The sequence below is a fragment of the Fibrobacter sp. UWB4 genome, assembly GCF_002210345.1.
In the GTDB taxonomy this organism is placed as follows: Bacteria; Fibrobacterota; Fibrobacteria; order Fibrobacterales; family Fibrobacteraceae; genus Fibrobacter.
In genome coordinates, this window is the sequence record NZ_MWQI01000002.1 from 210,702 (window position 1) to 234,355 (window position 23,654).

General features: G+C 49.6%; 19 protein-coding genes and 1 tRNA gene. 4 read left to right on the forward strand and 16 right to left on the reverse strand.

Going from position 1 to position 23,654, the window contains the following annotated elements:
- Positions 1-66: 66 nt before the first annotated feature.
- The 11 genes from B7990_RS05885 to B7990_RS05935 all read right to left on the reverse strand — a co-directional run bounded on the left by B7990_RS05885 (position 67) and on the right by B7990_RS05935 (position 11,814).
- Positions 67-1,083: an expansin-like protein gene (locus B7990_RS05885; protein WP_088640095.1), complete on the reverse strand. Its 1,017-nt coding sequence runs from the start codon at positions 1,081-1,083 to the stop codon at positions 67-69.
- Between the two features lie 62 nt (positions 1,084-1,145).
- Positions 1,146-1,874: a hypothetical protein gene (locus B7990_RS05890; protein ID WP_088640096.1), complete on the reverse strand. Its 729-nt coding sequence runs from the start codon at positions 1,872-1,874 to the stop codon at positions 1,146-1,148.
- A 108-nt stretch (positions 1,875-1,982) separates the two neighbouring features.
- Complete coding sequence (gene guaB, locus B7990_RS05895; RefSeq protein ID WP_088640097.1) at positions 1,983-3,440, reverse strand: IMP dehydrogenase; 1,458 nt, start codon at positions 3,438-3,440, stop codon at positions 1,983-1,985.
- Between the two features lie 310 nt (positions 3,441-3,750).
- Entirely contained in the window at positions 3,751-4,236 is a 486-nt protein-coding gene (locus B7990_RS05900) for a cysteine hydrolase family protein (protein ID WP_088640098.1), read from the reverse strand.
- Positions 4,237-4,456: 220 nt separating this feature from the next.
- The gene (gene pth / locus B7990_RS05905; RefSeq protein ID WP_015732305.1) at positions 4,457-5,011 is read right to left on the reverse strand and encodes an aminoacyl-tRNA hydrolase; all 555 of its coding nucleotides are present in this window, start codon (positions 5,009-5,011) and stop codon (positions 4,457-4,459) included.
- Positions 5,012-5,019: 8 nt separating this feature from the next.
- Complete coding sequence (locus B7990_RS05910) at positions 5,020-5,568, reverse strand: TlpA disulfide reductase family protein (RefSeq protein WP_088640099.1); 549 nt, start codon at positions 5,566-5,568, stop codon at positions 5,020-5,022.
- Positions 5,565-6,707 (reverse strand): hypothetical protein, encoded by a 1,143-nt coding sequence (locus tag B7990_RS05915; RefSeq protein ID WP_141099224.1) that lies wholly within the window; start codon positions 6,705-6,707, stop codon positions 5,565-5,567. Before B7990_RS05915 ends, B7990_RS05910 begins: the two co-directional genes overlap by 4 nt.
- A 91-nt stretch (positions 6,708-6,798) precedes the next feature.
- Positions 6,799-7,422: a 50S ribosomal protein L25 gene (locus B7990_RS05920; protein ID WP_088640101.1), complete on the reverse strand. Its 624-nt coding sequence runs from the start codon at positions 7,420-7,422 to the stop codon at positions 6,799-6,801.
- A gap of 30 nt (positions 7,423-7,452) precedes the next feature.
- Positions 7,453-7,524: transfer RNA gene (locus B7990_RS05925), tRNA-Gln, on the reverse strand.
- A gap of 105 nt (positions 7,525-7,629) precedes the next feature.
- A complete protein-coding gene (ispE, locus tag B7990_RS05930; protein ID WP_088640102.1) occupies positions 7,630-8,532 on the reverse strand; it encodes a 4-(cytidine 5'-diphospho)-2-C-methyl-D-erythritol kinase in 903 nt (300 codons plus the stop codon).
- A gap of 144 nt (positions 8,533-8,676) precedes the next feature.
- Positions 8,677-11,814 (reverse strand): DNA translocase FtsK, encoded by a 3,138-nt coding sequence (locus tag B7990_RS05935; RefSeq protein ID WP_088640103.1) that lies wholly within the window; start codon positions 11,812-11,814, stop codon positions 8,677-8,679.
- A gap of 172 nt (positions 11,815-11,986) precedes the next feature.
- Between B7990_RS05935 and B7990_RS05940 the strand changes: the two genes are divergently transcribed.
- Entirely contained in the window at positions 11,987-14,950 is a 2,964-nt protein-coding gene (locus tag B7990_RS05940; protein ID WP_254917350.1) for a CHASE2 domain-containing protein, read from the forward strand.
- A 108-nt stretch (positions 14,951-15,058) separates the two neighbouring features.
- On the opposite strand, the gene panC is transcribed toward B7990_RS05940, so the two are convergent.
- From panC to folK, 3 genes are read right to left on the reverse strand one after another with little or no spacing between them, the layout of a single operon-like run.
- Positions 15,059-15,910 carry a pantoate--beta-alanine ligase gene (panC, locus tag B7990_RS05945; protein WP_088640104.1) on the reverse strand — a complete coding sequence of 284 codons (852 nt, stop codon included), beginning with the start codon at positions 15,908-15,910 and terminating at the stop codon, positions 15,059-15,061.
- Positions 15,911-15,912: 2 nt separating this feature from the next.
- Positions 15,913-16,563, reverse strand: a complete 651-nt coding sequence (locus B7990_RS05950; RefSeq protein WP_088640105.1) for a deoxynucleoside kinase — start codon at positions 16,561-16,563, stop codon at positions 15,913-15,915.
- The gene (folK, locus tag B7990_RS05955) at positions 16,563-17,072 is read right to left on the reverse strand and encodes a 2-amino-4-hydroxy-6-hydroxymethyldihydropteridine diphosphokinase (protein WP_088640106.1); all 510 of its coding nucleotides are present in this window, start codon (positions 17,070-17,072) and stop codon (positions 16,563-16,565) included. The genes B7990_RS05950 and folK overlap by 1 nt, the downstream gene beginning before the upstream one ends.
- A 322-nt stretch (positions 17,073-17,394) precedes the next feature.
- Between folK and rho the strand changes: the two genes are divergently transcribed.
- From rho to B7990_RS05970, 3 genes are all read left to right on the forward strand, one after another.
- A complete protein-coding gene (gene rho / locus B7990_RS05960) occupies positions 17,395-19,458 on the forward strand; it encodes a transcription termination factor Rho (RefSeq protein WP_368668107.1) in 2,064 nt (687 codons plus the stop codon).
- Positions 19,459-19,704: 246 nt separating this feature from the next.
- Positions 19,705-20,511 carry a pyrroline-5-carboxylate reductase gene (gene proC, locus B7990_RS05965; RefSeq protein ID WP_014547045.1) on the forward strand — a complete coding sequence of 269 codons (807 nt, stop codon included), beginning with the start codon at positions 19,705-19,707 and terminating at the stop codon, positions 20,509-20,511.
- A 99-nt stretch (positions 20,512-20,610) separates the two neighbouring features.
- Positions 20,611-21,978, forward strand: coding sequence for a sigma-54-dependent Fis family transcriptional regulator (locus B7990_RS05970; RefSeq protein ID WP_088640107.1), 1,368 nt, complete (start codon positions 20,611-20,613; stop codon positions 21,976-21,978).
- Here B7990_RS05970 and B7990_RS05975 read toward each other — a convergent pair.
- Together B7990_RS05975 and B7990_RS05980 are read right to left on the reverse strand one after the other, a co-directional pair.
- Positions 21,959-22,912: a TraB/GumN family protein gene (locus B7990_RS05975; protein ID WP_088640108.1), complete on the reverse strand. Its 954-nt coding sequence runs from the start codon at positions 22,910-22,912 to the stop codon at positions 21,959-21,961. The two genes, B7990_RS05970 and B7990_RS05975, sit on opposite strands and share 20 nt — an antisense overlap.
- On the reverse strand, positions 22,897-23,649 hold the full coding sequence (locus tag B7990_RS05980; protein ID WP_254917352.1) for an ABC transporter ATP-binding protein: 753 nt from the start codon (positions 23,647-23,649) through the stop codon (positions 22,897-22,899). The genes B7990_RS05975 and B7990_RS05980 overlap by 16 nt, the downstream gene beginning before the upstream one ends.
- Between the last annotated feature and the right edge of the window lie 5 nt (positions 23,650-23,654).

Consider the following 23,654-nt stretch of genomic DNA (forward strand, 5'->3'; position numbering starts at 1 on the left):
CAAAAAACGACGCCCACCAAGGCGCCGTTTTTGTTTCTGCAAGCATCGAAGATGCGCTGTGATTTCCTATTTCTTTCGATGTTCGTACAGATAAAGGTTCGCTTCCGGCACCGCCAAATCAGAACCCTTTAAAATCCATTCGTCATCCGTGCCGGTGCGGTAAGTGACGACTACGCTGTAACTTTTTTCCGATTGCAAAATTTCCAGCGGAACGGTCCAAAAGTTTTCCGTCCCGACAACAAATTCAAGCGGATAAGTCTTGTCGCCATCCAACTCGTTGAACACAATTTTGCGGACAGCATCTTTCGGATTGCGCACTTGGATAATGCTCCAGAATTCGCTTGCGCCTTCCTTGACCCAAATGGATGTGGAATCTCCCCACACGCCTTCGACTCCTTCGCAGCTCACAAATTCCCATTCGCCATAATAGCGGCCGACCTGAATCCCCATGATGTCACTAGCGGGCGCACCGCCCAAATCCACGCCGCAGTCTGCATCCGGGCATCGGTCCGTAATGCGCACAGTCACCTCTTTCCAGCCATCCGGCGTTTTAGCCTTCACGTGAACGCAGCCGCCACAAGCCATGCCGCCATCCCACGGTCCTTTATCATCACCCGGAGAAACATTCACATGGATGGCCGCATAATACTGGATATTCGTCTGTCCGTAATTGCAGGCACCGCCGAGACTCGTTTCTTTCGCAGTGATGCTTCCGTAAGTCGTCACGGAACCCTTGCCGCCATTTTCCACAAGTATCGGATCTGCGGCCGTATAGCTATCGCAGCTCGTGCAAACACCACTGTCCGACGATCCCGCAGGTTTCGCGGAAGAAGATGATTGCGCAGACTTTTCCGAAGACGAACTTGATAAAGCGCGATCGCTCGAAGATTCAGCAGGCTTCACCGAACTTGAACTCGCAAGCATTTCAGAAGACGAAGACTCTTGCGAAGAAGATGAATCTTCGCCCTCAGCAACAGGCAAACCATTCGGCGAATCGCCACACGCGACAAAAGCAAACGGAACCGCAAGCGCCCCCGCGAGCACAGCCGCAAACAACCTACTAAAACTAGACTTACTGTTCATAATACACTCTCATCCCTAATATATATCAAAAAACGCAGCCTGGCGAAGCTGCGTTTTCTTATTTAAAACTGCGCAATTGGAGTTTTATCAATCATGTGCAGAATCAGGTCTCGTAGAACATTCTGCCAGTCATGCTCAATTACATTCTGGTCCGAGCATTGCGATTCTTCCAAATAACCATAATCCAGCGGTTTTGCAGTTTTCACCTCGTAAAAAGCGTACGAAGCCGATATATGTACGCAATTATTATTTATGGTAGATCCAACACTCATGCCTACAGACACCAAATTTGTAGAAGCCCCTTCCATCACGCGGATATTGGACTTCAGCCGAATACTATCCAAAACCATATAGACATCGGCACTGTCCGACATAGATTTCAGCACAGGAACACGAAATTTTTCACCATCAGCATCTTTTTCAGAGTAAGAAACAAGATCCTTTGAAACTTCACTGATCTTATAATGAGAACTTGAATTGAACTTAAGCGTATTATCGACATTGCTCAAGAACCACTCCGACATCTTTTTCATTTCATCGGGCAGCATAAGAGCATCCTTCTCACATATAGTTTTTGCGCCCCCTCCTGCTACACCAGAAGCGCTATAATACCAAGGGAACATCGGGCAATTATCCTTTGCCGAATCCAAAACAACAGGTGCAGTGAACACCACCTGTAAATTTGATGGTTTCGCCGTCCACGACGGATCTTTGTGCTGCTTCGAAGCCGAACAACCGACAAGGGCTAGGCCACACAAGGCCAAGGCAACAAACAACTTAACATTTCTCATTTTCAACTCCTTCTTTGATATTATTCCAATTTTTTTGCAAATAATAAAAAAATCCGCTGCACCTGTATGCAACGGATTGAAGTTTTTTTTTGAGAAGGCGAAAGCGACTTAGTCGCCTGTGCGGTAGTTCGGAGCTTCCTTCGTGATGGTCACATCGTGCGGATGAGATTCACGGAGGCCTGCGCCCGTGATACGGACAAAGGTTGCCTTCTTGTAGAGTTCTTCGAGGTTAGCAGCACCGGCATAACCCATAGCAGAGTGGATACCGCCAATCAGCTGGTAAACGGTGTCGCGGAGCGGTCCCTTGTACGGAACACGGCCTTCGATGCCTTCCGGAACGAACTTGCGCGGTTCCTGAACGCCACCCTGGAAGTAACGGTCAGCAGAGCCAGCCTTCATAGCGCCGAGAGAGCCCATGCCGCGGTAGCTCTTGTAGCTACGACCATCAGCGAGGATGACTTCGCCCGGAGCTTCTTCGGTACCGGCAAAGAGAGAACCCACCATCACAGCGTGACCGCCAGCAGCGAGAGCCTTCACGATGTCGCCAGAGAACTTGAGGCCACCGTCAGCGATAATCTTCACGCCGACCTTGCGAGCCATCTTGCCGCATTCCACGACAGCGGAGAACTGCGGGTAACCGACACCAGCAATGATACGGGTCGTGCAAATGGAACCCGGACCGATACCCACCTTGACGATGTTCGCACCGCACTTGGCGAGTTCTTCGACAGCTTCCGGCGTGCAAACGTTACCGGCGCAAATCGTAAGTTTCGGATATTTCTTGCGAACGGTCTTCACCATGTTACGCACACCGATGTGGTGGCCGTGAGCCGTATCGATAATCAACAGGTCAACGCCTGCGTCCACGAGGGCAGCAACGCGTTCAAGAGTATTTGCAGAAGTGCTGACAGCAGCACCGACGAGCAACTGACCATTCTTGTCAAGGCTTGCGTTCGGGTTGTTTTCGCGCTTCAAGATGTCCGTCATCGTGATGAGGCCCTTCAAAGCACCAGAAGCGTCCACGAGCGGGAGCTTTTCAATGCGCTTTTCGGCGAGGATTTCCTTCGCCTTGGCGAGGCTCACCTTCGGGCTTGCCGTCACAGGATCCTTGGTCATGATGGAGCTAATCTTCACATTCATGTCGCTAACGGTGCGAAGGTCGCGGCTCGTGAGCATACCCACAAGCTTGCCCTTCGAAAGGATCGGGAAACCGCTCACCTTGTTCTTGGCGCGGAGTTCAAAAGCAGCAGAGACCGGCTGGTCTGCATCGAGCGTCACCGGATTCGTGACGATACCGGACTGCCAGCGCTTGACCTTGCGGACTTCTTCAGCCTGGTCTTCGATAGACATGTTCTTGTGAATAATGCCAAGGCCACCCTGCAAAGCGAGGGAAATAGCGAGCGGAGCCGTCGTAACGGTATCCATTGCAGCACTGATGATAGGAATGTTCAGCTTGATATTCGGGGCGAGCTGAGTGCTCACATCCGTCTGAGCCGGAAGAACAGAAGATTCAGCGGGAACGAGTAGGACGTCATCAAACGTCAATGCTTCTGGCAAAAGTTTCATATAGTACCTCTTTTGCGCATTGAATATAGTAAAATTAGTTCCAAGTTCCTAGTTATTAGTTACTAGAAATATGTAAAAAAGAGCGTTTTAGCGATGAGCCGCAAGCCTTGAACGATGAACAGCAAGCAATAAGCAGTGAGTCGTGAGCCATGAGTTTTCAGGAGAAAGGGGGAAGTCTCCCCCTCTCTACAGCCCCGGCTGTATGTGTCACCCTGAGCGAAGTGCAAAGCACGAAGTCGAACGGGTCTCCAGCCGGGTCTTCCGCTACCCCTTCGAACGGGCGCTCAGTCGCCGCCCCGTAACGCCCCGGCTACTTTCTATACTCCGCCAGCGTCTTGACTTCACAGCCTTTTGACGCGTAATAAGCAAGCATTTCAGGAACTTTTTTCAAGTCATAGCTAGTCACGCCGTCAGAGACAACATGAACCTTGTAGCCCGCTTTCGCCATGTTGAAACAAGTGGATTTCACGCAAGCGGTCGCATCCGCCCCTGCGATAAAGAATTCGTCAATTCCATTTCTCTGAATAAAATCTGCAAACGCCTCGCTCGTAAGCGAGTTGGATTTTGTCTTTACAAAAATATTTTTCGACACAACTTTCAATTCAGGAGCAAGTTCAGCGCCTTTTGTATCCGGCTTAAAAGTTCGCGTTCCCGCCGAAAGATTGTTATGCTTGATGTAGACAATTTCCATGCCGCACGTTTGCGCCCAATCTACCGCTTCGTTGATTTTTTCGACAATGTCCTTGTAATGCTTCGTAATATCGTTTTGGATATCAATAATGACAAAAGCGTTCATAGTTTTCCCTAATCGTTATAGCAATTCAAATTTGACATGCTCCACAAGCTAACATTTATTAGCCAATAAAATCAAACTAGCTAATAATCATTAGCCTGTCAAGGGACTTTTAACACTTTTCGGCATTTAAATCCGAACATCACTGCAGTTCCCGCGGTGATGATCTTAGGCAAAATGATTGAGGACTTTATAGCATTTCTATCAATGCGTTATATCGGAACTACTTTCCGTTGTAGCGTTCCATGCACTTTTCGATGCCGAGTTTAAAATAGCATTCCACAAGAGCAGGGACCTTTGCAATCGCCTCATCGAATTTCGGGCGGTCCTCGGGCGAGAACTTCGCCAGGACCCAGTTGCTGAGGTCAAATTTCGGAGGGCACTTGCCCACGCCAAAGCGGATGCGCGGGAACTTGTCGCCCACATGCTCAATGATATTGCGCAGTCCGTTCTGGCCGCCGTGGCTGCCGTCCTTGCGGCAACGGATACGGCCTACATCCAAATTAATGTCATCGCTGAAAACGAGCAGGTGATCGACCTTCACCTTATACCAGGTCATGAGTGCCTGCACGGCCTCGCCAGACAAGTTCATATAAGTTTGCGGTTTAACAAGCAGGCATTCTTCACCCGCGATGTTCACCTTCATGGTAAGCGCCTTGTGTTCGCTCTTCCAGTCCTTGCTAGGATCGGCTAGCTTTTCGACCGCCATAAATCCGGCGTTATGATGAGTATTCGAGTACTGAGTACCAGGATTTCCAAGACCGACAATTAAATACATAATAAAACCTATTTACTCCAAAGGACCTGAGGCCAGTCTCTTCCCTCTTCACCAAGCATGAACAAAGGTTTGATTTTTTTGTCCAATACAATCGTGCGCGGGAGGCTGATCTTTTCGTTTTCTTTTACAAGTCCAAAACCTTCAGTAAGGCGCTTGAACGGATCACCTATGACCATAAACTTTGTCGCATGATTTTTCTCCACCCAGTTCATAACAAGGTTTTCATCTTGTTCGCCGATATTCACAAGCACCACCGAAACCTTGTTCTTTTGCAGTTCTTCAAAATTTTCAGCAAGCCGCCTGACGCCAACCCTGCAAGGAATGCACCACGTCGCAAAATAAACCAACGCCGTACGCTCGCTTTTCCTAGCAATCTTTGCCAAATGGGAACGAGTAAACGGCAGTGAATTTTCAGAAATTTCTCGAACAGCAAACCACGGAAGCGAATCGGAAAGGGTTGCCGGCAAACTCATCCTGCGCGATTCTTGATCTGGAGTAAAATTTCCAGCCCAGGAAAGCGAAACCATCAGCAGGACAACAAACGCTAAACGAATCATTTCAATCTCCACTTGTCAAGTTCGATCACCCATTCCTTAAACCAGGCTCCCCTAGATACATTTTCCTTCAAGCGTTTTTTCGCCTCTTTTGTATCATAGCGCCCGGCCCCTTTAACCTTAGCCTGAAGACTAAAGTAAGGTTCCCCTTCGCAATTCGAACCTGACAAATACAAGTCCGACACACAGTTAATTCCAAGACTGCCTTCGGAACATTCAACAGGCGAAATATCCAATTTCAGCAAGAGGCCACTTGTACACTTTGCCGTACGCACAGGATACCTTTCCGAAATACGTTCAAAAGTACTACGATGAAGCTGAGACACCAAAGCATCCTTACCATCTGCCAACTGATAATAAAAGGCATACTGGGAACGGAATACACTGTATTTCTGCTGAAGCGAATCGAACATCGACTTCGACTGGTCATCAAATTCAGCGCCAATACCTTTAATCACGGAACCAATATCAGTCAAACGGACAAAAGCATCTTGCGCCGTACGGAAAGCGTCGTTTTTCACCAAGGGATGCTTTTGCTCCTCGAAAAGCTTAACCGCCAATTTCAGAGAATCCTGTAACAAATTAAATTCCTGGATAAAAGGCCTTGCCGCATCGGCTCTCCGCATGCAGGCAACGACGCCAAACTTATCGCCAGCATTCAGTGTGGCAATCGGTTTTGCATCCTGGGCATTTTGCAGACGAGCAAGCACCTGCGTTTTAGCTTCATACGACGACTGTACAAGCTCATTCCCGTTGGCATCGACATCAGAACGACGAACATCTTCAATCCTTGCAACAACAACGGACTGGATTTGCACGGCAATATCCTTTTGCGCAAGAACAAGAGCGGTACTTGCATCACCAGCGATACCTACGCCACGCAAATCATCATCCGGGCACGTCGAAGACTGCAACAGTTCAACAAGCGAAAACCGGGAATCCACAACTGTTTGCAATGGCAGTTCCGCATCTTGTGATATACTCGATGAAGAAGAGAGTGCGACATTGTCAAGTTCACTGTAAGCAAGTTCTGCCCTAGCACGGATATCATCAGCATCGTTATGTCCAGCCGTAGACCCAGAACCAGCGCAGCCTAGAAACGAAACAAGACCACCACAAAACAGTATCTTTAAGAATTTCATGCCGCAAATATAGGATATTATTTATAACAAATCAAAAAGACCCGCCCCAATCGGAGCAGGTCTCTTAAAGCCTTTCAGCTTGTTGCCAGAATTAGTTGGCAGCCGGAGCAGCAGCGGCAGCGGCGTCAGCAGCCGGAGCAGCAGCAGCATCCTTCTTCTTGGACTTAGAAGAAATCGTGAAGATAACGGTGCGCGGGCCAGAAGCGAGCGTAACGTTTTCCGGGAGCTTGAAATCCTTAGCGTAGAAGGTCACGTTCGTTTCGAAGTTGGAGATGTCCAATTCGAGAACAGACGGGATGCTTGCCGGCTTAGCAGCGAGCATGAGATAACGAGCTTCCTGAGAGAAGAGACCGCCCTGAGTCTTCACGCCAACCGGGAGACCGGAAAGCTTGACCGGGATACGAACCTTAACGAATTCGTCTTCAGCGATCTTGATGAAGTCAACGTGCGTGATCTTCTGGGTGAGAGCGTCCTTCTGGACACTGTAGACGAGAGCCGGATTGCCAGCCTTGCCGTCGATTTCGAGGTCAAGAAGCGTGTAACGCTTGCCCGGAGCAAGAACCTTGCGCAAGTCAATTTCGCTGACGCTGATGTTCTTAGCTTCGATACCCTTACCATAATAGACGGCCGGAATCTGACCAGCCTTACGCAAACGGGCGTTGTCGCGGTTTGCACCTAGCACTCTCGAGGCAGCTTTGAGCGTTGTGAGTTCCATTGTGTTATCTCCATTAGATAAAAAAATTCATTGGGGTAGCAGGATTCGAACCTACGAATAACGGAATCAAAATCCGTTGTCTTACCACTTGACGATACCCCAATGGTGCGACAAAGATAGTAAAAAAGTCTCTTTTGTCAAAGATTAACGAGCAAAAAAAGAGCTGAAAAAATTCATTTTTCGCGCATTTTGACAAAAAAAGCCACACTACCGATGCCAGAACTTGGTGACCGTCTGGTAGCGGGAAATCGGTTTCATCGCAGCGGCAGCCTTTTCAGCAAGTTCCTTGGTCCTGAAAATCCCGAAAACAGAGGCGCCCGAACCAGACATCAAGGCGACATCGGCCCCAAGTTCAATGAACTTTTGCTTCATTTCGGCGACAAGCGGGTGCGTCGGGAACACAGAAATTTCGAACGCGTTGAAACAGGAATCCGGATTCAGGAACTGCGGAATTGTAGACTTCGCGCTTTGGGATTGCGCGGCTTTGAACTGCGCGGCATCTTGAGCATTCCAAGCAGCCTTGTACTGTTCCCAACGGTCCGGGCCAGACTTCGGGACTCCCGCATAGGCATCCTTCGTCGGCACGGAATCAAGCGGGGTCGCAATGAGGAGCGCAGCCCCTTCCGGGAGATCCAGCGGATCCACAAACATCAAACGTTCGCCGATGCCTTCGGCAAAAGCGGTTCCGCCACGAACGAGGAACGGCACATCGGCGCCAAGACGGGTTCCGATAGATTCCAACGTCTCGAACGGGAGGTTCAAGTTCCACAAGTTGTTGAGCAAACGGAGCGTTGCCGCAGCATCGGCACTGCCACCGCCAAGGCCCGCCCCAAGCGGCATGACCTTCGTGAGGTGGATGTTGGCACCGAGAGCGCAATTGGCATATTCCTTGAGAGCTTTTGCCGCCTTGAACACAAGGTCCGATTCCAGCGGATAGTTCTGCGGTTCATTGTACGTCAAATGAATTTCGCCATCTTCGCGAAGCGTCGCTTCGACCGTATCGCCAGCATCAACGGTCTGGAAAACAGTTCCAAGATCGTGGTAGCCATCTTCGCGCTTGCGGATGACATCTAAAAACAAATTGATTTTTGCAGGAGCGTATTCTTTCATAGTCATTGGTCAATAATATATAGAAATGTAGCTATGGGCACGGGCCTAACGGCCCTTTGAGGAATGGGGTCTGAGCAATTTCTCAAAGCGTAGCGTCCTCATAGCCCAAAGCGAGTGTAACGAGCGCGCCCATACCTAACTCACCTAACCAAATCTTCCGGAGCGTTCGAGTTGCATGAGTTCGTCCATTCCAATAAGCATGGCTCGCGGTTTCGAGTTGCCCTTGCTCGGACCGCACACGCCAAGGCCATAAAGCTGGTCCACAATCTTACCTGCTCGGCTGTACCCCACGCTAAAGTGACGTTGCACAGCCGAAGTCGAAAGACCGTTCACACTAATCGCCCATTGCGCAACTTCAAACAAGAGCTTGTCGAGTTTCTCGTTCTTGAGAGAACCGCCGCCTTCTTCATCGCCCTCTTCGCCGCCCGAAACGTCGAACGATTCCACCTGCGGGTAGAACACGTTCTGGTCGGAGCAGGCATCGGCCAAGCGTTCGGCTTCTTCGTCGCTCAAGAACGCCCCATGTACGCGCACCGGATCCGGGTCATTCACGGCCTTGTAAAGCATGTCGCCACGGCCCAAAAGTTTTTCAGCACCGGCATGGTCCATCACCGTGCGGGCGTCAATCTGCGACGCCACCTTGAAGCTGATTCGCGTCGGCAAGTTCGCCTTGATGATACCCGTAATGACCTTCACAGACGGACGCTGTGTCGCCAGCACCAAGTGGATGCCCACAGCACGAGCCTTAGCCGCCAAGCGGGCTACGGACTTTTCAATTTCCTTGCCGGCGACCATCATGAGGTCCGCCATTTCATCGATAATCACGACGATAAACGCCATGCGGTGGCCGCGATCTTCTTCAGGAACTTCATCCGGCAATTCACCCGCTTCGAACTTTGCGTTAAAGCCGCCGATGTTACGCACCTTTGCAGATGCCAAGACTTCCGTACGGCGGTCCATCTCGTAGCAGAGCCACTGGAGCGCCTGGATAGCAATTTCGGGCTTGGTGATGACAGGCGCCAAGAGGTGCGGGATGTTCTCGTACATCTTGAGTTCCACCGCCTTCGGGTCCACGAGAATCATGCGAAGTTCATCCGGAGTCTTGCTAAAGAGCATCGACGCCATGAGCGCGTTAATGCAAACAGACTTACCGGAACCTGTCTGACCAGCAATCAGCAAGTGCGGAGCCTTTGCCAAGTCCATCGTGAACGATTCGCCGGTGATGTCCTTCCCTAGCGCCACAAGAATTTTGTCGTGCGCAGGCTTGAACTTTTCGCTCATGAACACATCGCGGCAGAACACAGTCTGGAACTTGCGATTCGGGATTTCCACACCGACCGCCGCCTTGCCGGGAATCGGCGCCAAAATGCGGATGGACGAAACCTTGAGCGGGAGCGCCAAGTCTTCTTGCAAAGCCGAGAAACGGCTCACTTTTACGCCCGGGCCCGGTTCCACTTCAAATCGGGTAATCATCGGGCCCGTTTCGCAACCGATCACGCGGCCCTTCACCTTGAAGTTTTCAAGCTTTTCTTCAAGCATCTTGCCGATAGCGTTCAGCTCTTCTTCGGTATAGTCAGCCGTCTGGACTTCGTGCGTGTCAAGAATCTTTGCGATTTCAGGAATCTTGTATTCGTCATAAGATGCCGTCGGAGCAGCAGGGATTGCAGCCGAATGCACCGCCGGGCGCGCATTTCCATTAGCACTCCCGCCAGCATTTCCTCCGAAATCAGCTCCGAAAGTCGGGTCTTCACCCACTTCATCAGCAGTCACGACCACCGGAGCGTACGTTTCATCATCATCGACCGCAGGGCTTCCCGGGAAATCCTCTACGTAGGCGCCATCGCCTCCCAAAAGTTCTTCGGCATGGATAGCGGCTCGCGTTGCTACAGAATCCGAAAGTGTCGCATCACGGACAATCGTATTTGCACTTGTCGAAGATTTCGCGTCACCACCCGCAGGTTTTGCCACCTTCGGTGCAGCCACCGTCACAGGCTTAGCAGGCTTCGGCGAAGCATTTCCGCCGGCATTTCCAGCAACAGCAGCATCTACGGTTTCAGAACCCGCCGTTCGGCGCACATCACCCTTCACCTGCATACGGCCCTTATGGCCCTTTTCCCAGTCGATCAAGTCGCGGGCACGGCGGAGCGCGCCAATGCGTTCCTTGATTTCCAGAATCTGGAGTGCATTCATGTGCCGCTCGTTCAAACGCAATTCTTCTTCCAGGCGACGGATTTCTGGATCTTCATAGACTCCATCTTCGTCAGCCCCGCCCAGCGTTGCACCAGCAGGCACATTCCCAAACTGGGCATTTTGTGCGTTTTCAACCGGAATTTCTCGCAAATCGCCCGGTTTCGCACTTCCAACCTTTTCCGGCAAGCCATAACCCGGGACATTCCTGGCCCCGTACTGAGGCAAGCCAAACGATTCACCGGCCTGAGTCTGCATATCCGAACGGCTCACGTCCAGCTCATCCGTCAACCAGTTATGGCGTCCGTTGAACGGTTCCACTTTTCCCCGGCGACGCATTTTCACAGAATCCGGGACAAAAATCATCGTTTCATCTTCCATTACAACGCCACGGCGAAGTTGCTTTTTCTCGGAGCGTTCGTCGCGGATATTCGGCACGTATTCCGTTTTCGGTTCATCAACTTCATCTTTACGGCGACGTCCAAAAAGTCCTGCCAAATAACGCATCGTCTGGGCCACAAACTTAAAGTGTCTCGGACGTACACCAAACGAAAGCACCAGAATCAAAGCCAAAGTGGTCAACAAAATAATCAGCGGAGCCACATATGAAACGCGCCCAAACACAGGAATCGCCAAATTCTGCAAAAAGAACTCGCCCAGTACGCCACCGCTCATCGAAAGCGCATCATTCGAGACATTCCTTACGCCAAAATTCTTGAGCGACATGAGAAACGATACATTCACCGCAAGCAGGCTTAACCCAACCGCAAAGCGCAACAACTTTGCACGGAGCGAAGCTATCGCGATAAACAGCCCCCAAAGCACAAGTGCCGCCGTAAACACGACAACGGCCACGCGCCCAAACAGGAATGTCATAAAGCTCGGGAACATCACGCCAAAGTAATCGCCAAGCCAGTTTTCCTGTTCGCCCACAATTGAAATTGTAACACAGCCAAGCAACAAAATGACACCAGCAAGCAAAACCAGATAGCCAACCATCATCGTCACAAAATACGAATCCGGCTGAATATCCTTTTTCGGTTCAACTTTGGGTTTCTTCAATTTCTTTACAGTTTTTTTCTTTTGAACAGCCAAAAAACACGCTCCTCTATTATCCTCTTCAAATATAGTCTAATAACGGCCTTAATTTTGACACAAAAAAAGACACTATTTGCTCAATTATTATTTTTTTGATGACATGGCACAAAAAAATTCGAAAAATCAAAGAAAACTGTATTTTGGGGTAGCATTTTCGGCAATCGCCGTTTTGCTCATTTTGATCTTTGGCAACAGGCAAAACAACTTTACTGCGGAATCTGCAGAAAATATTTTCTACGACCAGTTTTTTAAATGGACAACTGAAGTACGGGATACGACAAGCACAAAAGACGGCATCATCATGGAAAGCAAGCCGTACAATGATCCCAGTATCCTCATTGCAGACATTGATGAAAAGTCATTGCAAAAGCTCGGGCATTACTACGAATGGGACCGATCCATCCATGCAAAAGTCATCAAGAATTTAAGCGAAGGCGGGGCCGCAGCCATCGCTTTCGATATTCTTTTCAAAGAAGCGGACTTCGGAAAACGCAGAGGCGAGCAGTGCCGCGACATCCTTACTGCACTTGATCCAGACACAAGCCACATCGCGTTATTCTCACAAATTCAATCGTACTACAATTACGATTCCGTTCTCGTCGAAGCGACACGCAATTCCGGCATTTGCATCGTCAGTTTCTTGATGAACAACACCTCGTACTACAAGAACAAAAGCGACTGGAATCCGTTAAGCACATGGGACCGCGCCAAAGAAATCGGATTTTCATCGACTCTGCAGTTAAACCAGGTCGATAAGCCGCAAAATATTGAATCACGACAGCTACTCGACAACGTATTCCCGGAACTTTCCAACGCAGGCGCCCGCATCGGAGCTGTTAACGCCTACCCCGACAACGACGGCACCATTCGCCGTATCAGCATGTTGTACAAGTTCCCATTTGTCAAAGACGATAAGCTCGCCCCGCAGCGCATCTACTCGACGCTTTCCTTAATGACCATTTTGCACCTTTTCCACAAGGATCCCAAAGACATCACCGTAAAAACGGGAAAATACATCGATATCGGGAAACCTTTTGGAATTTACCGAGACTCTGTCGGCGAATACCATACAACTTACCCCAACTTCACCTATCCCATGTTTATCGCCTTGCGCGACAAGATGAAGCAAATCAAGGAAAGCGGCGTTGAAAAGGCAAGTCTAGTCGAGACATCATCCAAGGTTACAGCAAAAAGGAACAACGATGGACGAATAGTCTTTGACATATTCATTGACGACGACCAGCACCTAGACGAAAGACTTTCAATGCTTTTACGAAAGCTTCCTGTAAACATCTTTGACAAGCTCAAGGACAACAAATCCATTGATTTAAAGTTCGGCTATAAAATGGCAAAAAGCGAAGATGACGAAGGTGTTTACGTCATCACAAACGAAGACGATGAAGAAATCTACATCACGCCCAACATAATCAAGACAATCCATTTTTACGAATCAAGCTATCGACGCATCAAAGTTGGCGAGCACAAGCATTTGTCACGCCAAATGGAAATAAGCTACAACAAATCAAAAGACGAATGGTCCGCTTCAATCGCATTTTTCACAAATCAAATCTTGCGGGACATTTCCAAGGTTACAGATAAACAAATCAGTAGCCTCACGCCCGGCGAAGAATTGCGATTCGGTCCTCACAAGCGTATTCCCATCGGAGAGCACGGCGAATACCTCATCAAGTACAAAGGCCGTTTCAACCGAGTCACCCCCGAAACAAGAACTTTCAAGCACATATCTTACTACGACATTTTTAGAGACACCACAAATCTCGACCAATACGCCGGAAAAACAATTATTCTCGGATCATCAGTATCGGCGCTCTTCGATATCGTGAACGGGCCACACGAAGAAAATGTCCCGGCAATTCTCGTGCACGCAAGCATCATCAAGAACATCCTCGAAGACGATTATCTGACCGTATTGAACGAACGCCACCAGCGTTACGCCGTAATTTTGCTCGCCTTAATCAGCACCCTCATCGGGCTATACTTCAGAAGCTTTGCTTCACTATTCTTCACAATTACGCTTGCCATTCTATACACATTACTCGCCTACATTTGCTTCAAGCACAATGTTTACATAGGCGTTTCCAAGCAGCTCTTCGCCATCATTGCCACAAATACACTCGCCATGGTTGTGCAAGCGTATTTTGAGAGCAAGGAAAAGAAATTTATTACAAGTTCATTCAAGCAGTACATATCCCCGGAACTGATCGATGAAATGGTTGCAGGAGGCATCACCCCGCAACTCGGCGGTGAAGAATCAAACATCACGGCCTACTTCACTGACATCCAAAGTTTTTCGACTTTCTCTGAACAAATTGGCAACCCGACCAAGCTCGTTGAACTTCTGAATGAATATCTGACCGCAATGACCGAAGTTTTGACAACCAAGAACAAAGGAACGCTCGACAAGTACGAAGGGGATGCCATCATCGCCTTTTTCGGCGCCCCAATGAAATACGACGATCACGCCAAACGCGCTTGCGACACAGCACTCGACATGCAAAGCGAACTTTTAAAGCTCCGCAAAAAATGGCACAGCGAAGAAAAAAAATGGCCAAACGTCGTACTCAACATGCACATGCGAATCGGCATCAACACAGGTAACATCGTGACCGGAAACATGGGTTCCACCATGCGCAAGAACTACACCATGATGGGCGATGAAGTCAACCTTGCAGCTCGTCTTGAAAGTGCAGCAAAGCAGTACGGAGCCTACATTCACATTTGCAAAAACACAATCGATCAGCTCGTCGAGCAGAAAACCAACAACCAATACATTTACCGTCCACTCGACATCATTCGCGTCGTGGGTAAAGACGAACCTGTTGAAACATACGAGCTGCTCGCTTACGCAAACGACAAGGATTCAAGCAAGCTCAAGAAGCTCTGCAAGCTCTGGGAACAGGCCCGTGCCGCTTATCTCGACATGCAATGGGACAAGGCAATAGAACTATTCACGCAATGCCTCGCGTACGAGCCGCATTTGCCCGAACGCGATCCGGGAAGCAAAACTTGCCCAAGCCAGGTCTACATCAAGCGCTGCAAAGCCTATAAACAAAATCCGCCCGCAAGCGCAGGCGAAAAATGGGACGGAATCTTTACCGCTACTGAGAAATAGCGGCTTCGCCGCAGTTACTAGTTAATAGTTATTAGTTACTAGAGATTGCAATATAAACATTTCTAGTAACTAGTAACTCGGAACTTGAAACTACGCGCATCAGCGCGCTTAATTCAATTCCATATTGTCAATGAGGCGGGTCTTTCCGAAGAAGGCTGCTGCAAGAATCACGGCCTTGTCTTCAGCGGCAAGGGCGCCATTGCACTTCTGCAAGTTCTTCTGGTTAGCCACTTCCACATACTGCACAACGCCACGGGCAGCCACAATCGACTTCACAACGATATCGCGAATCTTCGAGACGCTGCGTTCGCCAGCTTCATAGGCAGCCTTAGCAGCTTTCAAGCCGTTGTAAATGCCAAGTGCCTGATCGCGTTCTTCTTCCGTCAAGTATTCGTTACGGCTAGAGCGGGCAAGGCCACTTTCTTCACGCACAATCTTCACGCGGTGAATCTTGATATTGAAGTTCAAGTCCTTCACCATTCTTTCGATCAGGAACACCTGCTGGTAATCCTTCTCGCCAAAGTAAGCGTCATTTGCGCCAGAAATGAGGAACAGCTTGGAAACGACAGTCAATACGCCACGGAAATGTCCCGGACGGTAAGCGCCACAGTACATGCCTTCGAGAGCTTCATCACGGACAAGCGTCATCGGGTCGCCATCGGGGTACATTTCAGCAACAGACGGTGCAAAGACGTAATCAGCGCCGATAGATTCAGCAAGCTTCGCATCAGCCTCCAGGCGTTTCGGGTACTTGTCCAGGTCTTCGTTCTTGCCGAACTGAATGGGGTTCAAGAACACACTTACAACAGTCACATCGCACTCGCTCACGGATGCCTTGATAAGAGCGCCATGACCTTCATGGAGAGCACCCATCGTTGGAACGAGACCGATTCTTTTCCCTTCCTTCGCAAGAGGAGCAAGCGTTTGACGTAGGGAATCGATAGACTTAATAATCTGCATGATTAGTTACCTTCTGGAACAAAATAAGTCGTTTGACTTGGGCAAGACGCAATCGCGTTCAATACCATCTGCAAATGGCTTTCGTTATGGACAAAATCGATATTGTCAGTATTGATGATGAGCACAGGAGCATCCGTGTAGTGCCAAAAATGGTGGTCATAACGGTCCTGCAAGTCGCTCAGGTAATTGCCGTCAATGGTCTTTTCCATCGCGCGGCCACGGCCCCTGATGCGCTTTAACAGCGTCGAGACGCTCGCCTGCAAATAGACAACGTAATCCGGCTTGCGAATATCGTGATTCAAGGCGTTCGACACCTGGTCATACATCGTAAGTTCATTTTCGGTGAGGTTCTGCGAAGCAAAGATGCGGTCTTTGTCAAACGTATAATCGCTCACCAGCAAGTCGTGGAACAAATCGCTCTGCAAGGCAGAATTCTGGAGCTGCTTAAAACGGTCGAGCAAAAAGAAGAGCTGCGTCTGGAAAGCGTATGCCGAACGGTTCTCGTAGAATTTTGGCAAGAAAGGATTCTCTGCAAAATTCTCTTCGATGAACATTGCATTCCAGCGATCACAGATAGCACGGGCAAGTGAAGTCTTTCCAACTCCAATCACACCCTCAATAGCCATGAAATGAATGTTCTTATCAAGGAGCATTAAGGTTCCTCCCCATTTATAACACGGAACGGAATCTTTTCTTCTTTCGAAAGCAGTTCCGTAAGCAAGTCCTTCACCGTCTTGTTCGTCTTCGGATCCACCCAGTCCGGTGCAATGTCGCATAACGGCACAAGCACAAACTGGCGATTATAAATCTGCGGATGCGGTATAGTCGGGCGCCCAGAACAGATTTCACGACCAAAGAAGAGCAAATCCAGGTCCACTTCCCTAGAATTCCAATGACCGCGGTCCTTGCGTCCAAGAACAAGCTCGGAACCCTTTAAATAGTATAAAAGTTTAGTCGGATCACCATCGTACCAGAAACTCACGACCTGGTTAAAATACGGTCCTTGACCCTCCGGTCCAACAGGTGGCGTTTCATAAATAGGACTTTCTACCCAGCCGCCTGCGCTTATACGGCGAAGCATGTCCCTCCCGGCATTCAAGTGGGCCGAGCGGTCTGGAAGATTGCTTCCGAGTGCTATATATACTCTATTTAAGGAATCCACGCCCCAAATATAGTCATTTTTTAGTTAATAGATACTAGTCATTGGTCGTTAGTCATTGGTCATTAGTTACTAGCGATTCAAAAAAAAGAAATTTTCTAAGAACCAATAACTAGTGACTTAGAACTAAGAACTCGCAATATTTTTCACAAAAAAAAATTTTTTTATGACATTTCACAAAATTTAATGTATCTTTTAACCCGTTCCGCTATTTCGGAACGTAATATTAAATCATCAATAAAATTTATGGGGCAATAAGCCCTAGTCATCATTTCACTATATCGCCTATTTCATTTTTTGAAATATCCAATTATAGGACGCAATCGTGCCCAGAACACCCAAGAATCAGAATTTAGAACAAAACGCTCAAGCTCCTTCTTTGACGGATCTCGTTTATCCCGAAAGCACAGGTATTCCCGTACCCGATTATCTGGGAACACCCGACAAGCTTCCTGAAAATGCCGATGAAGTGCCTCAGCCCAAGCGCCGCGGTAGAAAGCCGGGTCAAAAAGCAAAAGTCCGCAAGGACGTTGATGTCGAAGAAAATTTCCAGGCCGATATCGAACAAAATTATCAAGAAAAAAAAGAACCGGTTGATGGCATTGCTGCCGCCGAAAAGCGCCTCGCCGAGCAGTACGGTGTAGCAAACATTGATGCCATTGCAGAACCGATTTACACGGGCGAACAAAACTACAAGCCAGCAGAACCTACCGAAGAAAGCGCATTTGTTGGCGAAAGCAACGGCGAACCCGTTATTCCGCAATCAGCCGATGCAGCACAAGGCCAGGCAGAAAATCAAGGCGATGTATCCGCCGATCCGAATGCCGATCCAAACGCCCAGCAGCAAGGTGAAGCTCAGGCACAGAACGGCGAAGGTCAGGACGACCGCCGCTTCAACAACCAGAACGGCAAGTTCAACAAGTTCAATAAGAACAACAAGTTCAACAAGAACAACCGCAATCGCAATTTCCAGCAAGAAGAATTTGTCGATGACTCCGCAACGCTCCCGGCTCCAGGTTCCGAAGCTATTTTAAAGGCTAAGGAAAACTGGCTCAAGTTCCGCAAGCTCTCCATGAGCGAACTCCAGGAACTCGCCGTGCAAAAGGAAGTGGACTTCCGCAGAATGAGGAAGCAGTCCCTCAACTACATTTTGCAGAGCCTCGAAAACGAAGGCAATATCATTTATACGGAAGGCGTCCTCGAAGTGACTCCACAAGGTCACGGATTCCTCCGCATGCCGGATCAGAACTACCAGACCAGCGCCGATGACGTTTACGTGAGCCAGAACCTTATCCGTAAATTCAATCTCAAGATTGGCGATACGATTGAAGGTCTTGTGCGCACGCCTCGCGAACAAGATAAGTACTTCTCCATGCGCCGCATCGACCGCGTGAACTTTGAAGAACCGGACAAGATGCGCCGCCGTGTGGCATTCGAATATTTAACGCCGATCCATCCGGAAGAAAAGATCCACCTCGAATGGAACGAGACGGAATACAGCACCCGCATCATGGACTTGTTCTCCCCGATCGGTAAAGGCCAGCGCAGTATCATCCTCGCACCTCCACGTACCGGTAAGACCGTTCTCTTGCAGAACGTGACCCGCGCTATCGCAAAGAACCATCCTGAAATCATCCTCATCACGCTCCTCATTGACGAACGTCCGGAAGAAGTCACCGAAATGCGCGACATCATCACGGACATCAAGGAAAAGGCAGCGGAAAAGGGAATTGAAATCAAGGCTGAAGTTGTCGCCTCGACATTCGATGAACCGCCTGAGCACCACACCCGTGTTGCCAACATGGTTTTGGAAAAGGCAAAGCGCCTCGTCGAAAGCCAGAAGGACGTCGTGATTCTGCTCGACTCCATCACGCGTTTCGCTCGAGCAAACAACGTCGTGATTCCGCATTCCGGCAAGATCTTGTCTGGCGGTGTGGATGCAAACGCAATGCAGTTCCCGAAGAAATTCTTCGGTGCCGCCCGTAAGATTCAGGACAAGATCCGCACCGTGAAAAACGAAGACGGTTCCATCACGGAAGAAGTGCAGAAGAACGGCTCTCTCACCATCATCGGCACGGCTCTTATCGAAACCGGCAGCCGCATGGACGAAGTGATCTTCGAAGAATTCAAGGGCACTGGCAACATGGAACTCGTACTTGACCGCCGCATCGCCGAAAAGCGCATCTGGCCCGCCATTGACGTGTTCAAGTCCGGCACCCGCAAGGAAGAACGCTTGCTCACGCTCCTCGAACAGAACGCCGCCTGGAACTTCAGACGCGGCAGCCAGAACGAGACGGAAACGGGCATCATGGAGAACCTGCTCAAGCTCATGAGCAAGCTCAAGACAAATGCCGAACTCCTGAGCGTCCTCTCCAAACCAAAAGTCTAAAGCAATTTAGACAAGAAACGTCTTATTCAAATTTGACGAGAAGCCCGCGCATTAAAGCGCGGGCTTTTTTACGCTTGTCATACCGGACTTTGTTCCGGCATCGCCTTTTTTATGCTTGTCATGCCCGTCTCCGAACGGGCATCTCCTTTTTACAAGCGAAAAATTTTTACGTTTACTACCGTAACGTCATTGCGAGAACCCTGTAAGGGGCCGAAGCAATCCATAAAGTTTAAAAAGGACATAAAAATGAACACTACGATTTTCTTTGCCGGTACTGGTAACATGGGCGGAGCCATCCTCCGTGGTCTTTTGAATGCAGGCACAGACGCCAAGAACATTTTCTTCTTTGACCCGAGTGACAAGGCTGCCGAAGCCGTAAGCGCCCTCGGTTGCGTCCGCGTCAAGAGCTTTGCCGAAGGCATCGAAAAGGCTAACGTCACATTCCTCTGCGTCAAGCCGCAGATTTTCAAGCTCGTTGCCGCCGAATGGAAGGCAGCCGCATCTGCTCTCAAGAGCGAAAAGACGTTCATCAGCATCATGGCCGGTGTCGCCCGCAAGAGCCTCATCGAAGTGCTCGGTGAAAAGAATCAGGTGCTCCGCGTGATGCCGAACTTGCCGCTCACTGTTGGCAAGGGCTCCGTTGGCCTCGCCACCGACGGCGTCTCCGAAGAAACGCTCAAGCTCGCCGAAGAAATCTTTGGCAACATCGGCGTGACCTGCCGCGTTGCAGAATCCCTCATCGACGCCGTGACCGGACTTTCCGGCAGCGCCCCGGCATACGTCTTTGAATTCATCGAAGGCCTGACCCGCGGTGGCGTGAAGGCTGGCCTCACCCGCGATGTCGCCTTGAAGCTCGCTCTCGGCACCATCGAAGGTAGCGTCGAACTCGTCAAGCAGTCCGGCAAGAGCCCGAGCGACCTCTGCGCCATGGTTTGCTCTCCGGCAGGTACGACAATCGCAGGCATCGATGCCCTCGAAGAAGGCGCATTCCGCAGCACGCTTATCAAAGCTGTTGTCGCCGGTACGAACCGCAGCAAGGAACTGGGAAAATAAACAAGTAGACGGTAGACAGTAGGAAGTAGACTGTAATAAGTTTGGCGGCAAAGCCGCGATTATAGACTTCCTACTTTCAACTTCCTACTTCCAACTAAAATGCCATCCATCGACTTTTTCACAAAAGAAACTTCGACGTCCTCGTTCATCTTGGACGTCCTTTCTTCTGTGGATAACACCGTCGATGTTCACACCCCAACAAGCGACAAGGCGCCCGAAATCGCAGAAGCTTTGCGCACTCCGCTCGCCGCAATTGTCATCTGGGACCTCGATTCTTTCACTGCTAAAAATGCAGAATTGCTTTCGAGCCTTCGCGAATTCAGCCCGGATTCCATGATTCTCGCCTACGCGGAATCACCCGAACGCTACAGCGAAGTTTCAAGCAAGCTCTACGACACGATTCTCTCCGTCGAAGCGCTTCGCCTCCACCTGATGAGCAAGATTGCGAGGCTCAAGGAAATCTACAACGCAAAGCGCATTTTCCGCGAAAGAATGTCGCACCTCGTCGGCAAAAGCGAAGCCATGCAGCACCTCCGCAAAAAAGTGGAACGCGCCATCTTGCACACGGGTCCCGTCCTCATCCAAGGAGAATCGGGCGTCGGCAAAGACCTAGTCGCACGAGCCATCGCTTGCGTTTACGACAAATTCGTCACCGTCAACTGTAGCGCCATTCCAGAATCACTTTTCGAAAGTGAACTTTTCGGCCATACGCGCGGAGCATTCACAGGCGCCCAAAACGAACGCATAGGTCTTTTCGAAGATGCAAACGGCGGCGCCATCTTCCTAGACGAAATCGGCGATATGCCACTACACGCACAAGTCAAGCTGTTGCGCGTCATCCAGAATCACGAGATCCGCCCCATCGGTGCAAACAAGACGCGACACATCGACGTGCGCATCATCGCCGCCACAAACCGAGACCTCCGCGAAGAAATCCGCGAAAAACGCTTCCGCGAAGACCTTTACTACCGCCTGAACGTAATTCCGATGCAGCTTTCGCCGCTCCGCGACCGCAAAGAAGACATCGAAGACTTGGCGAATTACTTTATCCGCCAGTACGCCCCCGAAGGCGAGCCTTACACGCTCTCGCCAGAAGCTTTACAAAAGCTTCAGAACCACAACTGGCCAGGCAACATTCGCGAACTCGAAAACGTCATCCAGCGCGCCCTCTGCTTTACAGACCCAGGCATTTTACGTGCCGAAGATTTGCAAATCGACGAAAGTTCCGACAGCTATTCAACAAGCTTTACTAGCGCCGATCGTGCCGCGATAAAAGCATTCAACGCGAGCAATTACGAAGAATTCCGCGACTTGCAGCTCGACGAAGAACGTGAATTTTTGAAATCGACCATCCGCAATTGCGATGGTTCCGTAAGCCTTGCCGCCGAACGGCTCCGCATGAACCGCACGGCCCTCTACAACCGACTCACACGACTTGGCTTAAGCGTTAAAAACGTTCAATCTTAAAACCGCGCTTGCGAAGCGCATCAATCACGTTGTCTTTTTCAAGCGCCAAGTGCGCTACGCCGACCACAACAAAAACATTCCTATTTTCGCGCAAGAAAGATGCAATTGATTCGGCCATTTTAGCATTGCGATTCAAATAAACACGTTGTTCGAAACCTTCCTTAAATTTCTGATCGCTAGACGACGTTTCTTCACTTTCGTCTTCTTCGTCATCTTTATTCAGCAAACTACGCAACAAATCGTCATCACCCGTTTTCCAAGCGTGAATCAAGTTTTTCACAAGCGTTTCAAATTCCGCAATTTCACGCAAAGTCGTCTTTAAGTAATACACTCCCGCCGAATCCGATTCCGTCGTATCAGCAAGCGCGCCAATCTGTTCTTCAGCTGTTTCCAGACCGACAATGGCCTTGCCGTTTGCAGCCGCTCTGTCCAAAAGCACATAGTCAATCCCGTATTCAGGATTCAATCCAGCCTGTTCAAATGCATACGCACTCAGCGTTGTCGCTACAAGCCAGGGGCGCATTTTTTCAAATACCACCATAGGAATATCCCAGGCCGCACAAAGGCTATCCAAAGTATTCCACATTTCCGGCGGCAGAATATCACGGAGTAATCTTTCATCAAGCATTCCCTGCGAAACTGATTCCTTGCCAATCTCTTTCACGACTTCTTCATCGTTCATGTTGAGTTCTACGGCAAGCTCCTCCGCATGGGCAAACGCAGAATCAATCACAGGAGCAAGCGGGTACAAAGTCGAATCCGCCAAATGAATGCTTCCGAGCACCCACACCGAAGAATTTTCATCGGAGACCTTCCAAAAGAAATGCTTCTGTTCCGAGGTGCCAGCCGCACTCCGGTTCCCCGCACACGATGACAAGCAAAGCGCAACACAAAACACACCAATAGCGTAAAATAAAATCAAAGAGCGTCGCATATTTCCGTCCAGTCTAACAAACCCGTTTTTCTCGCATCAGCCGCAGACGCCACGCGCACAGCACCACCATTCACGACCATAATCTTATCGCAATAGCGCTCCGCATATTCCACGGAATGCGTCGAAACAACAATGCCCATTTGACGTTCCACGGCAATTTTTTTGAGCAATCTGAAAAGCGCATGGCTACGCGGAATATCCAAAAACGCATTCGGTTCATCAAGCAACAAGATTTTCACCTGCTGCGCCACAGCCTCCGCCAAAAACACACGGCTACGTTCACCATCGCTCAGTTCTGCAATCGGGCGATTCGCAAAATTTGCCACATCCAAAAGATCCATCGATTCTTTGACAATGCGGTTATCTTCATCCGTACGGCTGTCAAAAATTCCCGAATACGGCGAACGTCCCAAGCGCACAAATTCACTCACGCTCATTCGCGGGGGCACAGCACTCGACATTCGCACGAGCGAGATTTCCTGAGCGCGTTCACGAGGCGCCCATTCCGTAAGAGATTTACCTTCAAGCGAAACCTCGCCTGCCACCGGCGCAAGCAAGCCTGCAAAAGTTTTTAACAGCGAGCTTTTACCGCAACCATTCTCGCCCATCAAAGCCACAACCATTCCCGACGAGAGCGAAAAATCAAACGGGCTTTTCATTGTTTCAAGCGCCTTGCCATAGCCGACAAGCAAATCCTTACATTCCAACAAAGCGTTCTGCGATTCAACATTCGTCATAAAGC

Coding starts and splice junctions, on each gene's coding strand:
- B7990_RS05980 (WP_254917352.1), bottom strand. CDS start 23,649: ATGACGAATGTTGAATCGCAGAACGCTTTGTTGGAATGTAAGGATTTG.
- B7990_RS05890 (WP_088640096.1), bottom strand. CDS start 1,874: ATGAGAAATGTTAAGTTGTTTGTTGCCTTGGCCTTGTGTGGCCTAGCC.
- B7990_RS05885 (WP_088640095.1), bottom strand. CDS start 1,083: ATGAACAGTAAGTCTAGTTTTAGTAGGTTGTTTGCGGCTGTGCTCGCG.
- B7990_RS05975 (WP_088640108.1), bottom strand. CDS start 22,912: ATGCGACGCTCTTTGATTTTATTTTACGCTATTGGTGTGTTTTGTGTT.
- B7990_RS05970 (WP_088640107.1), top strand. CDS start 20,611: ATGCCATCCATCGACTTTTTCACAAAAGAAACTTCGACGTCCTCGTTC.
- B7990_RS05920 (WP_088640101.1), bottom strand. CDS start 7,422: ATGGAACTCACAACGCTCAAAGCTGCCTCGAGAGTGCTAGGTGCAAAC.
- B7990_RS05950 (WP_088640105.1), bottom strand. CDS start 16,563: ATGCTCCTTGATAAGAACATTCATTTCATGGCTATTGAGGGTGTGATT.
- proC (WP_014547045.1), top strand. CDS start 19,705: ATGAACACTACGATTTTCTTTGCCGGTACTGGTAACATGGGCGGAGCC.
- B7990_RS05915 (WP_141099224.1), bottom strand. CDS start 6,707: ATGAAATTCTTAAAGATACTGTTTTGTGGTGGTCTTGTTTCGTTTCTA.
- B7990_RS05900 (WP_088640098.1), bottom strand. CDS start 4,236: ATGAACGCTTTTGTCATTATTGATATCCAAAACGATATTACGAAGCAT.
- ispE (WP_088640102.1), bottom strand. CDS start 8,532: ATGAAAGAATACGCTCCTGCAAAAATCAATTTGTTTTTAGATGTCATC.
- panC (WP_088640104.1), bottom strand. CDS start 15,910: ATGCAGATTATTAAGTCTATCGATTCCCTACGTCAAACGCTTGCTCCT.
- B7990_RS05910 (WP_088640099.1), bottom strand. CDS start 5,568: ATGATTCGTTTAGCGTTTGTTGTCCTGCTGATGGTTTCGCTTTCCTGG.
- pth (WP_015732305.1), bottom strand. CDS start 5,011: ATGTATTTAATTGTCGGTCTTGGAAATCCTGGTACTCAGTACTCGAAT.
- guaB (WP_088640097.1), bottom strand. CDS start 3,440: ATGAAACTTTTGCCAGAAGCATTGACGTTTGATGACGTCCTACTCGTT.